The organism is Ruegeria sp. H7 (assembly GCF_056532945.1).
This window is the reverse complement of record NZ_JBQFNZ010000012.1, coordinates 72,306-86,038: the sequence shown is the minus strand read 5'-3', so window position 1 is coordinate 86,038 and position 13,733 is coordinate 72,306. Positions and strand designations below refer to the sequence as shown.

The following is a 13,733-nucleotide window of genomic DNA, read 5'->3' as shown; positions in this document are numbered from 1 at the left end:
TGTAGTCATTTTCAATGACATCGCTGCTTTGGCGGAGTTGCACTACGGTTCTTCAGCCGAACCTCATCACGGTTTGAACAAACGGCTTACCGCAACATTTCGCACGGCAATTGAGTAGCCGCTGTTAGGAAAACGCAATAGAAACCCTATACTGATTGGCCATCTTTTCGTTGTCCACTTTGGGCTCAAAGCGGACATTTATAAATCAACTCCCCACAAAAAAAGCCGGGCCATCAGGCCCGGCAGTCCAACAGGGAGGTGCATGTCATAACCCGGACATGCGCGGGTTGGGAGTAACCTAATTATGAGGCCAGAGTATCACTTTGATCCAAATCAATCCACCTCGGATCACGATACAAGGCGATATCCACCCGATTCTGTGACCAAAAGGCGTGCATTCGATGGATCAGGCTCGATCTTCTGACGTAGACGGTAGATGTGCGTTTCCAGCGTGTGGGTGGTGACACCGGCGTTGTAACCCCAGACCTCGTGCAGAAGCACATCGCGTGCCACGACGCCATCGGTCGAGCGGTACAGGAACTTGAGAATGTTGGTCTCTTTCTCGGTCAGACGAATTTTCCGGTCTTCTTCGGTGATCAACATCTTCATGGCTGGCTTGAAGGTGTACGGGCCAAGAACGAATACGGCGTCCTCGGATTGTTCATGCTGGCGCAGTTGCGCGCGGATGCGGGCCAGAAGAACCGGGAATTTGAAGGGCTTAGACACATAGTCATTGGCGCCGGCATCCAGGCCCAGGATCGTGTCGGCGTCGCTGTCATGGCCCGTCAGCATCAGGATCGGACTTTTGACGCCCTGTTTGCGCATCAGGCGGCACAGCTCTCGCCCGTCGGTATCGGGCAGTCCCACATCCAGAATGACCAGATCGTAGATCGCCTCGCGGGCCCGCTCCATCGCTGACGAACCATCAGAGGCTTCGAACACGTCAAAATCCTCGGTCATCACCAGTTGCTCGCTAAGCGCTTCGCGCAGGTCTTCGTCGTCATCCACCAGCAGGATTTTCTTGAGCTGAGCCATTTCGCGGTCCTCCTAAGCCTTTTCCATCACTTGCGCGTAGAAGATGCAATCGACAAGCTTTGCTGCACCCGTCTCACGCCATCGTGTCAGACGCGGCGGAAATGTTTCACATTTCTTTTGGAAACCGTTAGAAGTCCGCCGAACGCGATTGGGCATTATCAATGAGTCTGAACCCCGACATCACCGAGCTGCTGGCCCGCGCCCGGGCTGACCTGCGCATGGGCGTGCCTGTGGCCCTGACCGACGACAGCGGCGTCAGTGTGCTGGCGCTTGCGGCCGAGACGCTCAACCCCCAACGTCTGGCGGATTTGCGCGGGCTTGGCGGGACACCTGTGGTCGCGATCACCGGACGGCGGGCCGAGACGCTGAAAGCGCGCGCCTATGACGGGGATCTGGCGCGGGTTGTGATCCCGGCAGATGTTGAGATTGACTGGGTGCAGGCGGTTGCCGATCCCTCGGATGATCTGAACGCGCCAATGAAGGGCCCCCTGATAACCGAGCGGCAGGGGAATGCCAACCTGCATCGCATTGCCATCGCGCTGACCAAGTCGGCACGCCTGTTGCCCGCAGCTGTTGTGATGCCGGTTGAGGACGGCCGGGCCTTTGCTGCACAGCACGGCCTCACCTGCATCGATCACACGCGTGCGGCCCCTCATCTGGCCGATCGCAGCGCCCTGCACCCGGTTGTTGCCGCGCGTCTGCCGATGGAGGTGTCCGAGGCAGGACGTCTGCACGTGTTCCGCCCCGAAGACGGTGGTGAGGAGCACTATGCCGTAGAAATCGGCCGTCCGGATCGCGACAAACCGGTTTTGGCGCGCCTGCACTCGGCCTGTTTTACCGGCGACCTGATGGGCAGTCTGAAATGCGACTGCGGTCCGCAGTTGCGGGGCGCGTTGGCGCAAATGGGGGCTGAGGGTGCAGGCGTATTGCTGTACCTGAATCAAGAGGGGCGCGGGATTGGCCTGGCCAATAAGATGCGCGCTTATTTCCTTCAGGATCAGGGGTTTGACACTGTTGAGGCCAATCATCGGCTGGGCTTTGAAGACGATGAGCGTGATTTCCGGCTGGGCTCGGACATTCTGAAATCGCTAGGCTTTAGCTCGGTGCGTCTGTTGACCAACAACCCGGCCAAGATTTCGATGATGGAGAAAACCGGCATCGCAGTGACCGAGCGCGTGCCGTTGAAAGTGGGCGGGACAGCGCATAACCGCGGCTACTTGGCCACCAAGGCTGCGAAATCCGGGCATTTACTGTGACACCGGGCGATCTGGTCTGGACCCCACGCGGCGTCCGGTTTCTGGGCCGCGTCTTTCCCTGTTCGATTGGGAAAGGGGGTCTGAGCGCCGCGAAACGCGAAGGCGACGGGGCCACCCCAACCGGAACGCACCGCATCGTAGGGATGCTGTATCGCCCGGATCGAATAGTTGCACCCTGTTCCTGGGCGCGGCCCATCGGCCCGACGGATTTGTGGTCCGACGATATGTCCGATGACCAGTATAACAGTTTGGTTTCAGCGCCTTACGCCTTCAGCCATGAAAAGATGCGCCGGGCGGATCCGTTATATGATCTGGTCCTGATAACCGACTGGAACTGGCCGAATGCGGTGCCGGGGGCTGGGTCGGCCATCTTTATCCATCAATGGCGCAGGCCCGGCTTTCCGACAGAAGGCTGCGTAGCCTTCCGTCGCGATCACCTGCACTGGATCGCCCGGCGGATCGCACCGGGCACGCGGCTGATTATTCCTCAGGTCTGACCCGCTCGCCGAAAATGGCCGAGCCGACCCGCACATGGGTCGCGCCAAGGGCGATGGCTTGCTCGAAATCACCGCTCATTCCCATGGACAGGCCGTTCAACCCGTTGCGTTCAGCGATTTTGGCCAGCAGGGCAAAATGCAACGCGGGCTCTTCTTCGACCGGTGGGATGCACATCAGCCCCCGTACCGGCAGGTCCAGAGCTTTGCATTCTGCGATGAATCCATCCGCGTCGGTCGGGAGAATCCCGGCCTTTTGCTCCTCTTCCCCCGTATTGACCTGAACGAACAGGTCCGGGCAGGCTCCGATCTCCTGCGCCAGCCGCGCCAGGGTTTTGGCAAGTTTCGGGCGGTCGAGGGAATGGATCGCGTCGCACAGTTCCATCGCCTGCCGTGCCTTGTTGGTTTGCAACGGTCCGATCAGGTGCAGGTCTATCCCGTCGAACTGCTCTTTGAACGCGGGCCACTTGCCTGCCGCCTCTTGCACCCGGTTCTCACCGAAACAGCGGTGGCCCTGTTCCAGTACGGCCTGAACCCGTTCATTCGGCTGGACCTTCGATACGGCGATCAGTTTGACCGAACCGGGGACCCGGCCTGCTTTGGCTTCGGCCTTTGTGATACGGGCGGTGATGTCTTGCAGGGACATGGCGTTCCTCAAATCTGTCTTTGGCGCGACAGAACACCATGTGCGGGCAAAAGAAAAGGGCGGGTCCAAAGACCCGCCCTAAGAACCGTTCGGTTCAGATCAACTTAGAAGTTGAACTGTGCACCGAAGTCAGCACGCAGCTGGCTGTCGCCGTCGCCACGCTTCTGGTTGCCGATACCACCGCGCAGCGATGCACCGCCACCCAGGTCGTAGATGGCACCAATGCCGTACTGCTGCAGGTCGTCGTCAGCCGAACCGTCACCGTAGGCGAAGGTCAGGGTGGTTGCTGCGTTCACGTTGTAAGCAGCCGACAGACCGTATGCAGTACCGTTGCGAGCATCGTTTGCAACGTCATCGTCCGCGACGAACAGAGTGCCCGAGAAGTCACCGAATTCTGCACCCAGGGTCAGAACGGCCAGGCTTTGCTTGTCAAGCGAACCAATGTCGCTGGTCTCACCATAGGCCACAGCGGCAGTGATGTTGTTGAAGGTGTAGGTCGCGCTGATGTCCCAACGGTCGGCGTCGGTGGTGTCCGAGCCGGTTGCCGCAGCGTTTGCGAAGGTGCGCTGGTCATACGACGCGCCAAACGCGAAATCGCCAACTGCATACTGGAAGAACACAGCATTCGAGCCTTCACCGGTCGACGAATAGGCCAGGAAGCTGTAGTCAACGCCCGAATACTGGCCGATGAAGTTTTCCAGACCAGGCTCGTTACCGTAGTAGTTCGCCAGGTTGTCGAACGAGCCAGCAACGTTGCCCGCGTCAACACGCAGACCGCCGAAGATGACCGAGAAGCGCGCGCCGTTCAGGCTGGCTGCGTCTGCTTCGCCGTTACCTGCGTCTTCGTCGGCCTGAATACGAACACGGCCTTCAAAGCGTACGCCACCGTCGGTTTCAACGATGCCGTCGATGTTCAGACGGAAGCGCGAGACCAGGATGGTTTCGTCGGTTTCAACGCCAGTTGCTGCGCCAGAACCTGTACCGGTTACGACGGACACGGTGTCAACGGTGCCTGTGCGGTCTTCCAGATAGCCCAGACCGAAACGGCCATAACCGCTGAATTTCACTTCAGCTGCTGCAACGCCTGCGGTCGCGATCAGCGCCGTCGTTGCGAAGAGAACTTTTTTCATCTTGTTTCCCTCGGTTTCAAAAGTTTTATCTACTCGACACATACCAAGGCATATGTCTCAGCACGGACACCGTTTCGCTCTTTTTGCCCCCATTGCGCAAGCTTGGCATAAAAGGGGGCGGTTCATTGGGATCAGATTGGTGCAAGGATGCCACAGTCGGTTTTGGGGCCTGTCAGGCGGCAATCACACCGACAATTCATAAAGAATAGGCTTGTTGCACACAGGGACCTTAGTTAGGAGTATCCCCCGACGATGTATAGCAAGTGAAAACAGGATCTGCTGACAATGCGCCTGCCGACGATTTTGGGTCTGATTGCAATTACCGCCGCCGTTTCCGCCTGCGGCCCGAATCGAGGCGCCGCGCCAAATCCGGTTTACAACAATACGGACAGTACCCGTTCGGCTGAACGAGAGCTGAACGACTCCAACCGCTCGACCATCTGGGATGTGTTCGACCGCAGCGGTGCTGAGCAAACAGCGAATGTGAACCGTTACCTATGGGCCGCATCGCTGGACGTTCTCAGCTTCCTGCCTGTTCAAGAGGTGGATCCGTTTACCGGCGTAATTGTAACGGGTTACGGCACTCCTCCGGGCGGAGGACGCTCGTACAGGGCAACCGTGCATATCAGCGACCCGGCGCTTGCGGCGCGGTCCTTGTCGGTTGCGTTGCAGTCCAGCGGCGGTGCACCCGTCAGCGCGGCAACCTCGCGCGCGGTTGAGGATGCGATCCTGTCCCGCGCACGTCAGTTGCGCGTTGCAGACAGTAAGTTCTAGCAACCCGTCGAAATTCGCACTAAGACCACGCCGGGTTCTGACCCGGCGTTTTCATTCACGAAGGACCGCATGATGTCGCGCTACTCGGCCACCGAAATCGAAGCAAAATGGCAAGAGGCCTGGGACAAGGCCGGGATCTTCACCGCCAACCACAAGGCGGACAAGCCGAAATACTATGTGCTTGAGATGTTCCCCTACCCGTCAGGCCGAATCCACATGGGGCATGTGCGCAACTACACGATGGGCGACGTGATCGCGCGGCATAAGCTGGCGACCGGGCATAACGTGCTGCACCCGATGGGCTGGGACGCGTTTGGAATGCCTGCCGAAAACGCCGCGATGGCCATCGGCGGCCACCCCAAGGACTGGACCTACGGCAATATCGCCGACATGCGCGGGCAGATGAAACCTCTGGGTCTGTCGATCGACTGGTCGCGTGAATTTGCCACCTGTGACCCGGAATATTACGGCCAGCAGCAGGCTTTGTTTCTGGACATGCTCGAGGCCGGGCTGGTTTACCGCAAGAACGCCGTGGTGAACTGGGACCCGGTGGATATGACCGTTCTGGCCAATGAACAGGTGGAAAACGGGCGCGGCTGGCGTTCGGGCGCGCTGGTGGAACGGCGCGAGTTGACGCAGTGGTTCTTCAAGATCTCGGACTACTCCGAAGAACTGCTGGACGCTCTGGACACGCTGGACAACTGGCCCGCCAAAGTGCGTCTGATGCAGGAAAACTGGATCGGCAAGTCACGCGGCCTGCAATTCGGCTTTGAACGCACCGATGGAGGTGAGCCGATCACGGTCTATACGACTCGGCCCGACACGCTGCTGGGTGCGTCCTTTGTGGGCATCTCACCGGATCACCCGATTGCCAAGGCGCTGGAGTCTGAGAACCCTGAAGTTGCTGAATTTGTTGCCGAATGCCGCAAGGGCGGCACCACCGAAGAGGCCATCGAAACGGCAGAAAAGCTGGGCTATGACACCGGCATCCGCGTGCGCCACCCGCTGGATCCGAATTGGGAGCTGCCGGTGTGGATCGCCAATTTCATCCTGATGGATTACGGCACCGGGGCAATCTTTGCCTGCCCGGCGCATGACCAGCGCGACCTCGATTTCTGCCGCAAATACGGCCTGCCCGTGATCGATACCTTCTTTGCGCTGGACGATGACACGCCGGTCGACAAGATCGCCTTTGTGCCGCCGAAGACCGAAAAGGTGCGCTGGGTGAACCATTTCGCGGGCCTGACCGAGGCCACGGGCGATGAGGCCATCAACACCACCGTCGATTTCGCCGAAAAGGCGGGTTGGGGTGAAGGCGTCACCAAATACCGCCTGCGCGACTGGGGCCTCAGCCGTCAGCGCTATTGGGGCTGCCCGATTCCCGTTGTGCATTGCGATGCCTGCGGCGTCGTGCCCGAGAAGAAAGAGAATCTGCCGGTCCGCCTGCCCGACGATGTCACATTCGACAAACCGGGCAACCCGCTGGACCGCCACCCGACCTGGCGTGACTGCGCCTGCCCGTCCTGTGGTGCCCCGGCCAAGCGTGAAACCGACACGATGGACACATTCGTCGATTCGTCGTGGTATTTCGCCCGATTCACCGCTCCGCGCGCGGAAACGCCCACCGATCTGGCCGAGGCCGAATACTGGATGAATGTCGACCAGTATATCGGCGGCATCGAACATGCGATTCTTCACCTGCTCTATTCCCGTTTCTTCGCGCGGGCGATGCAGATCACCGGGCATCTGCCGAAAAAGGCCATCGAGCCGTTCAATGCGCTGTTCACGCAAGGCATGGTAACGCATGAGATTTACCAGACCCGCGACGCCAAGGGCCGCCCGGTCTATCACCTGCCCGAGGATGTGACCGACGGTAAACTGGCCGACGGCACCGAGGTCGAGATCATCCCCTCGGCCAAAATGTCGAAGTCCAAAAAGAACGTGGTCGATCCGGTCAGCATCATCTCGGCCTTTGGCGCAGATACTGCGCGCTGGTTTGTGCTGTCCGATTCGCCGCCCGAGCGGGACGTTGAGTGGACCGCCGCCGGGGCCGAGGCCGCGTACAAACATCTGACCCGCGTGCACCGCATCGCCTCAGAAATCGCCGAGTCGGACAACCCGGCCAACAGCGAAGACGAAACCTTGCTGCGTGAAATGCATAAAGCCATCCATGATGTGACCGGAGGCGTCGAATCCTTTGGCTTCAACGCCTCGATTGCCAAGCTTTACGCCTTTACCAATACGCTGGCCAAATCCAAGGCGGGCACCGACGCCAAGCGTCAGGCCGCCAAGACACTGGCGCAACTGATGTCGCCGATGACCCCGCACCTGTCAGAGGAACTCTGGGAGTTGCTGGGCGGCGAAGGGCTGGTGGCAACTGCGCCATGGCCGGTGGCCGATGAGGCGATGCTGGTCGATGACACCATCACCCTGCCGATCCAGATCAACGGCAAGCGCCGCGCCGAAATCAGCGTTCCAAAGGACATGGACAAGAACGAGGTTGAAAAACTCGCGCTTGGCACCGAAGCTGTGCAAAGGGCGCTGGATGGATCGGCCCCGAAGAAAGTGATCGTTGTCCCGGGTCGGATCGTGAATGTCGTCGTTTGACCGAAGAACCTTTCTGTTGATGCCGCTGGCGCTTGCTGCCTGCGGCTTTCAACCGGTTTACGCTCCGGGCGGGGCAGGATCGGCGCTGTTTGGCAAGGTCGAACTGTCTGCGCCAAATAACGAAAACACGTTCCTTCTGGTTCAGAATCTGGAACAGCAGCTTGGGCGCAGTGCGACCTCGGGTAAGGATTACAAGCTGAGCGTGCAGGTCTCTACTCAGGTTCAGAGCGCGGCCATCACCACAACCAACGAGACCAACCGCTACACGATCAACGGACGGGCGCAGTATTCGCTGCGCTCGAACGCCTCGGGGCAGATCGTGGCCTCGGGCACCGTCACCGATTTCGTGGGCTATTCGGCGTCTGGGTCAACGGTTTCCACACTCGCCGATGAACGCGACGCGACACGGCGCCTGATGACGATTCTGTCGGATCAGATCGTCAATCGCCTTTACGCCACGCCGGGCCTGACCGCATGAAGCTGAGCCCGCGTGAGGCTGACGGCTATTTCGCCAAACCGGATGCAGACAAGACCGGCCTGCTGATCTACGGCGCGGATGCCATGCGGGTGGCGTTGAAGCGTCAACAGGTGCTGGCGGCCTTGCTGGGCGCAAATGCCGAAGAGGAAATGCGCCTGACCCGAATGCCCGGCAGCGACTTGCGCGGCGACCCCGCTTTACTGCTGGATGCGGTCAAAGCGGTCGGTTTCTTCCCCGGCCCCCGCGCCGTGTTCGTCGAAGAAGCCACGGATGCTGCCGCCCCCTCGATTTTGGCCGCGCTTGAGGATTGGGCACCCGGAGACGCGCAGATCATCGTCACCGCAGGGCAGCTGAAACCCAGTTCCAAAATCCGCAAAGCCTTCGAATCGCACCCGGCGGCCTATGCGGTTGGTATCTATGACGATCCGCCCTCACGGGCCGAGGTCGAGCGTGTGCTGGCCCAGGCCGGATTGCGGAACGTGCCGCGCGACACAATGTCGGCGCTGAACGAACTGGCCGTCAGCCTCAGCCCCGGCGATTTCGCCCAGACGGTTGAAAAACTGTCGCTGTTCAAGCGCGGAGATGACAGCGAACTCAGCCTGGAGGACATCGAAGCCTGCGCGCCCCGTTCGACCGAAGCGGCGCTGGACGATGTCCTGAACGTGGTCGCCGAGGGCCGCGCTGGTGAGATCGGGCCGCTGATCCGGCGTCTGCAGGCGCAGGGCACCAATGGGGTGACGCTGTGCATCGGTGCGACCCGGCATTTTCGCACACTTTACGCCTGCGCCTCGGACCCCGGCGGTGCGGCGCAGGGAATCGGCAAGCTGCGCCCGCCGGTCTATGGCAAACGCCGCGACCGCATTCTGCGGCAAGCGCAGGGATGGGGCGCACCCAAGCTGCAAACGGCGCTGACCGTTTTGACCGATACCGACCTGTCCTTGCGCTCAGCCGGGCAGACAGCCCCGGCGATGGCGCTGGTCGAACGTGCCATGATCCGTCTGGCAATGCTCGCCCGGTCGCGCTGACCCTGCGTTTGTCTTGACCCCTGCCCGTTCCGGGCCACACTCAGGCCAGCAAATGGCAGGAGATCAGCATGTACAAGATCTATGGACGCGTCCAAAGCCGCGCCTCGCGCGTCATCTGGCTGCTGGAAGAGCTCGGGCAGCCGTACGAGTTGGTCAATGTCGGACCACGTGATCCACAGGTTGCCGCGTTGAACCACAGCGGCAAGATTCCGGTTCTGGTGGACGGCGATCATGTGATCTCGGACAGTTCCGCGATCATGACCTATCTGGCCGACAAACACGGGGCCTTCACCTTCCCGGCGGGCAGCCCTGAACGCGCCGCTCAGGATTCGGTGTTCCACGCGATTCTGGACGAACTGGACGCGGTCCTGTGGGTTGCGGCACGGCACGGGTTCATCCTGCCCGAGGACAAGCGCGTCCCGCAGATTGGCGAGGCCGCCAAATGGGAGTTCGATCAGAATTTCAAGCGGTTAGAGAAACGGTTCCAGGGTCCGTTCCTGATGGGTGATCAAATGACCATCGCCGATATCCTGCTGGTACATTGCATGAGCTGGGCAAAGGGCGCGGGCTTTTCGTTGGATTCGGACGTGTTGAAAGCCTACGGCAAAGAGATGCGGAACCGGCCTGCCTATAAGAAACTGGCCGAACTCAATTAATCAGGACCGTTTTGCCTCAGCCGGTCTACTGCGGATCGACCGGCCCAGCGCCCTGTGGCCAGACACGCCGTCAACAGGTAACCACCTGTTGGCGCTTCCCAGTCCAGCATCTCTCCGGCGCAAAAAACGCCTGGCAGGGCCGTCAGCATCAAGCCATCGGTCAGGGCCGCGCACGAAACGCCACCTGCGGTTGAGATGGCTTCGTCCATTGGCCGCGGGCCCGCATGATGAACCGGCAGCGATTTGATGAGTTGCGCCAAGGCATCGGGCGCGGACGGGATGGGCCGCCCGAACTCCATGAGCAACGCCGTTCGGGTCGGCCCCAGTTTCAGAACTTTGCGGATGTGATTGGACAGGCTGGCCTTGCCGCGCGGTTTGCTGAGGCGCTGCGCCACGTCGTCCTGCGACACATCAGGCATCAGGTCGAGCGTCAATGGCGCCCCGTCTCGCACCGCTTTGCAGATGGTGTAGATGCCGCCGCCCTCCAGCCCGCGGGCCGAGATCACCGCCTCGCCGCGTGTGTGCAAGGACCCGGCTTGCAGGGCAACACCTTTGATTGGCGCGCCGAAATGCGATGCCATTTGGTCGGACCAGTCGACCAGAAGACCGGCATTGGCGGGAGCAAACGGGGTGATCTGAACACCTTTGTCGGCAAGGGGGGTCGCCCAATTGCCGTCCGATCCCAATCGCGCCCAACTGGCCCCGCCCATCGCTAGAATTGTCGCGCTTGCCGTCAGGCTGTGTTCGCCGTCCGGGGTGTCGAATGTCAGCACATCGCCCTGCCACCCAGTCCAGCGCCAGCGCGTCCTGATCTCAACGCCCGCTTCTGACAGGCGGGCCAGCCACGCGCGCAACAGGGGTGAGGCTTTCATGACGGTTGGAAATACCCGGCCCGTCGAGCCGGTGAACAGCTCTTGCCCCAAACCGCGCGCCCAGTCCTGAACGGCCTGCGCGTCGAACTCGGTCAGCATCGGAAGCAGCCAGTCGGCGGCTTCGTCATAAGACTGGATCAAGGTCTCGAAAGGTTCATCCTTGGTCAGGTTCAGCCCCGATTTTCCCGCCATCAGAAACTTGCGCGCGACCGAGGGTTTGGCCTCGGCCACCAGAACCGAGTGACCGGCCCGGGCAAGCTGTTCCGCCGCCATCAACCCGGCGGGACCTGCCCCGATCACCACTGCCTGCGCCATTCGCACCCTCTTGCCTTCGTCGCCCACAGGCGCATCATTCCCGATCATGACGAACAGCGATCCGATCTGCCCGCTTTGCGACCGCCCGATCCCCGAAGGCGGCGGCAGCCTGCATCATCTGATCCCAAAACTCAAAGGAGGCAAGGGCGGACCCACCGTTCTGCTGCACCAGATCTGCCACAAGGAAATCCACGCCACGCTGACCGAGGCCGAATTGGCGCGCAGTTTCAACACGGTCGAGGCCCTGCGCGCGCATCCCAGGCTTGAGAAATTCCTGAACTGGGTCCGCAAACGCCCGCCCGGTTTTCGTTCGAAAGTGCCGGGAAAACGGCGCGCTCGGTGATCAGCCGGGCAGGACGGGATCACCGAAGGCATCCGAAATCGGCTGGGCCAGGCCCTCGAACTCCAACCCCTTGAAATCCGGCACCGGTGCGAATTGCGCGCCCTGAATGTGCTGAAATTCCAGCGTTGTGTAGGGGCGCTTCCACAACCATTCGCGGTTTCCGACCGCCCACGGGTCGGGATCAGGCGGGGCGTCCTGCGTGAAGGCGTAGAAATGCAGATCGAACCCGTATGGAGCGACGTCCTGCATTGACAGCAGTTTCATGCCCCGGGCGCGGCAGAACGCGTCCTCGGCGGCTATATCGCCGGTACGCAGGGTGATCTGACCGACCCGCGCCTGCGCGAACGGGTTCGCGGGATCGGCTGCATTTTCGGGCCGGTTGCCTTCGAAATCATGTTGCAGAAGTTCGATCACAAAGCCTTCGGGGTCGCTGAGATGGGCCATGTAGCCGATATCCAGAAACTGGCGCGGGACACTGACAGCATGGCCCTGTTTGCTCAACGCCTCAACCGCCGCGTCCACATCGGGCAGAGTAATCCCGATCTTCCAGTATCGTTGCCCCTGATCATGGGCGTACCCGCCGCCACCTGGCATCAGCAACAGATCCGCATCCTGCCCGTCATAGCCGACGCGGCGGTTTTGCCCTTCGGCCCGCACCGACATGCCAAGCGCGTTCCGGTAAAATCCGGCCAGGCGATCCGGAGCGGCGACGCGCAATCGCAGCGCGGACAACCTCATCGGCACAGCTCGGCGATGCCAGCGGCGATGTCGGGCTTTGCAGCGACACTGTCCGCCACCAGCTCGCGCGCTGTGGGCATCAGGTCTTCGGGCGCGACGATGCGGTCCACAAGACCGAAGGCATAGGCTTCCTCTGCCGTGATCTTCTGCCCTGCCATCAGGATCAGTTTGGTCCGCGCCGGGCCAATCAGGGCCGCCATGCGTTTGGGATCGGACGGTTGCGGCAGAAAGCCCAGCTTCATCACCGGATAGAAGAACTTGGCCGAGGGCACCGCGATGCGCAGATCACAGGCCAGCACCATCCCGTTGGCCCCACCGGCCAGCGTACCGTTCAATGCGGCCACCGTCAGACAGGGCAAGGCGGCAATCGCGCCCGACAGGCGCTCCCACACGTCCGAGGTGGCCAGCCCGGCGCGCGCCTCGTCCAGATCGGCCCCGGCGCTGAACACTTTGCCGGTACCTGTCAGGATCAGCGCGCTGGCCTCGGTCGCGGCCTCGGCAATCTCGGCCAGTTCGGTCAGCATCGCACCGGTCAGGGCGTTTGCCTTGCCCGGGTTATTGATCGTGACGGTCCATAGACCGTCGTCCTTCGTCAATTCAATCACGTCAAGCCGATCCTTTGGCGGATGTCATCTTGGCGTAGGGAAATCTCGGAGCCCAAGAACTCATCCGAGTCTGACGAACACATCCACATCAGCGCCCGCGCGGGCCAGTCCGCCGGGATGTGAACATCCCAATCCAACTGGCTAACCGGGTTGATGCCGCTGGCCTTGATGACACGTTGCATATCCGTGGCCACAGTGCCCGGCGACAGGCCCATGGCGCGGATACCGTTATGCGCCTCTTCCAGATGCAGGCATTCGGTCAGCATCTTCGCACCCGCTTTCGAGGAACAATAGTGGCTCCACGCCTCAACCGGGTTCGATGCCGCACCGGACGAGACGGTCAGGACCGTACCACCCCCGGCGGCGCGCATCACCGGCAGGGCGGCGCGCATGCCGTAGAATACGCCTTTGAGGTTAATATCGATGGCCTGGCTCCAGGATGCGACATCGGCGTTGGACAGGTGAAAGATCGGCTCGATCACACCTGCATTGCCGATCAGTACGTCCAGACCGCCAAACCGGGCAACGCAATCGGCCACCGCCTGTTCGACCTGCGCGAAATCACTGACGTCGCAAGCCAGCGCAATCGCGTTATCCCCCAGCGCAGCCGCCAGCGCATCAATCTGATCACGACTGCGTGCAATCAGCGCGACATTGGCCCCGGCTGCGGCAAAAACGCGCCCCGCCTCGGCCCCGATTCCCCGGCTGGCCCCTGTTATGAGTACTGTTTTTCCCTGCATTTCCCCCTCCTCAATCCGT

At 61.1% G+C, this 13,733-nt stretch carries 15 protein-coding genes; 8 read left to right on the top strand and 7 right to left on the bottom strand.

Annotated elements, in window-relative coordinates; genetic code table 11:
* Nucleotides 1-348 precede the first annotated feature (348 nt).
* On the bottom strand, nucleotides 349-1,035 hold the full coding sequence (locus ACR0AC_RS19990) for a response regulator transcription factor (protein ID WP_050605036.1): 687 nt from the start codon (nucleotides 1,033-1,035) through the stop codon (nucleotides 349-351).
* Between the two features lie 161 nt (nucleotides 1,036-1,196).
* Between ACR0AC_RS19990 and ribA the strand changes: the two genes are divergently transcribed.
* Both ribA and ACR0AC_RS19980 read left to right on the top strand, forming a co-directional pair.
* Nucleotides 1,197-2,291 (top strand): GTP cyclohydrolase II, encoded by a 1,095-nt coding sequence (ribA, locus tag ACR0AC_RS19985; protein WP_480875631.1) that lies wholly within the window; start codon nucleotides 1,197-1,199, stop codon nucleotides 2,289-2,291.
* On the top strand, nucleotides 2,288-2,788 hold the full coding sequence (locus tag ACR0AC_RS19980) for a L,D-transpeptidase family protein (RefSeq protein ID WP_480627120.1): 501 nt from the start codon (nucleotides 2,288-2,290) through the stop codon (nucleotides 2,786-2,788). The genes ribA and ACR0AC_RS19980 overlap by 4 nt, the downstream gene beginning before the upstream one ends.
* Here ACR0AC_RS19980 and ACR0AC_RS19975 read toward each other — a convergent pair.
* Together ACR0AC_RS19975 and ACR0AC_RS19970 are read right to left on the bottom strand one after the other, a co-directional pair.
* Nucleotides 2,772-3,431: a YggS family pyridoxal phosphate-dependent enzyme gene (locus ACR0AC_RS19975; RefSeq protein ID WP_480875627.1), complete on the bottom strand. Its 660-nt coding sequence runs from the start codon at nucleotides 3,429-3,431 to the stop codon at nucleotides 2,772-2,774. The two genes, ACR0AC_RS19980 and ACR0AC_RS19975, sit on opposite strands and share 17 nt — an antisense overlap.
* A 104-nt stretch (nucleotides 3,432-3,535) precedes the next feature.
* Nucleotides 3,536-4,561: a porin gene (locus tag ACR0AC_RS19970; protein ID WP_480875624.1), complete on the bottom strand. Its 1,026-nt coding sequence runs from the start codon at nucleotides 4,559-4,561 to the stop codon at nucleotides 3,536-3,538.
* Between the two features lie 285 nt (nucleotides 4,562-4,846).
* Here ACR0AC_RS19970 and ACR0AC_RS19965 point away from each other — a divergent pair, with 285 nt between their 5' ends.
* The 5 genes from ACR0AC_RS19965 to ACR0AC_RS19945 all read left to right on the top strand — a co-directional run bounded on the left by ACR0AC_RS19965 (nucleotide 4,847) and on the right by ACR0AC_RS19945 (nucleotide 10,101).
* The gene (locus tag ACR0AC_RS19965) at nucleotides 4,847-5,335 is read left to right on the top strand and encodes a DUF3576 domain-containing protein (protein ID WP_170455232.1); all 489 of its coding nucleotides are present in this window, start codon (nucleotides 4,847-4,849) and stop codon (nucleotides 5,333-5,335) included.
* Between the two features lie 72 nt (nucleotides 5,336-5,407).
* Nucleotides 5,408-7,942, top strand: coding sequence for a leucine--tRNA ligase (leuS, locus tag ACR0AC_RS19960; protein WP_480875622.1), 2,535 nt, complete (start codon nucleotides 5,408-5,410; stop codon nucleotides 7,940-7,942).
* Complete coding sequence (lptE, locus tag ACR0AC_RS19955) at nucleotides 7,929-8,420, top strand: LPS assembly lipoprotein LptE (RefSeq protein WP_480780961.1); 492 nt, start codon at nucleotides 7,929-7,931, stop codon at nucleotides 8,418-8,420. The genes leuS and lptE overlap by 14 nt, the downstream gene beginning before the upstream one ends.
* Nucleotides 8,417-9,445, top strand: a complete 1,029-nt coding sequence (gene holA, locus ACR0AC_RS19950; protein WP_480627116.1) for a DNA polymerase III subunit delta — start codon at nucleotides 8,417-8,419, stop codon at nucleotides 9,443-9,445. Before lptE ends, holA begins: the two co-directional genes overlap by 4 nt.
* A 68-nt stretch (nucleotides 9,446-9,513) precedes the next feature.
* The gene (locus tag ACR0AC_RS19945) at nucleotides 9,514-10,101 is read left to right on the top strand and encodes a glutathione S-transferase family protein (protein ID WP_170455240.1); all 588 of its coding nucleotides are present in this window, start codon (nucleotides 9,514-9,516) and stop codon (nucleotides 10,099-10,101) included.
* On the opposite strand, the gene ACR0AC_RS19940 is transcribed toward ACR0AC_RS19945, so the two are convergent.
* Nucleotides 10,098-11,288, bottom strand: a complete 1,191-nt coding sequence (locus ACR0AC_RS19940) for a TIGR03862 family flavoprotein (protein ID WP_480875619.1) — start codon at nucleotides 11,286-11,288, stop codon at nucleotides 10,098-10,100. The two genes, ACR0AC_RS19945 and ACR0AC_RS19940, sit on opposite strands and share 4 nt — an antisense overlap.
* A 46-nt stretch (nucleotides 11,289-11,334) precedes the next feature.
* On the opposite strand from ACR0AC_RS19940, the gene ACR0AC_RS19935 reads away from it, so the two are divergent.
* A complete protein-coding gene (locus tag ACR0AC_RS19935; RefSeq protein ID WP_480627114.1) occupies nucleotides 11,335-11,631 on the top strand; it encodes an HNH endonuclease in 297 nt (98 codons plus the stop codon).
* Here the strand turns inward: ACR0AC_RS19935 and ACR0AC_RS19930 are convergent, their stop codons facing one another.
* From ACR0AC_RS19930 to ACR0AC_RS19920, 3 genes are read right to left on the bottom strand one after another with little or no spacing between them, the layout of a single operon-like run.
* On the bottom strand, nucleotides 11,632-12,369 hold the full coding sequence (locus ACR0AC_RS19930) for a VOC family protein (protein ID WP_480875616.1): 738 nt from the start codon (nucleotides 12,367-12,369) through the stop codon (nucleotides 11,632-11,634).
* A complete protein-coding gene (locus ACR0AC_RS19925) occupies nucleotides 12,366-12,974 on the bottom strand; it encodes an enoyl-CoA hydratase/isomerase family protein (protein WP_170455246.1) in 609 nt (202 codons plus the stop codon). Before ACR0AC_RS19925 ends, ACR0AC_RS19930 begins: the two co-directional genes overlap by 4 nt.
* Complete coding sequence (locus ACR0AC_RS19920) at nucleotides 12,971-13,714, bottom strand: SDR family oxidoreductase (protein WP_480627112.1); 744 nt, start codon at nucleotides 13,712-13,714, stop codon at nucleotides 12,971-12,973. The genes ACR0AC_RS19925 and ACR0AC_RS19920 overlap by 4 nt, the downstream gene beginning before the upstream one ends.
* Nucleotides 13,715-13,733 lie beyond the last annotated feature (19 nt).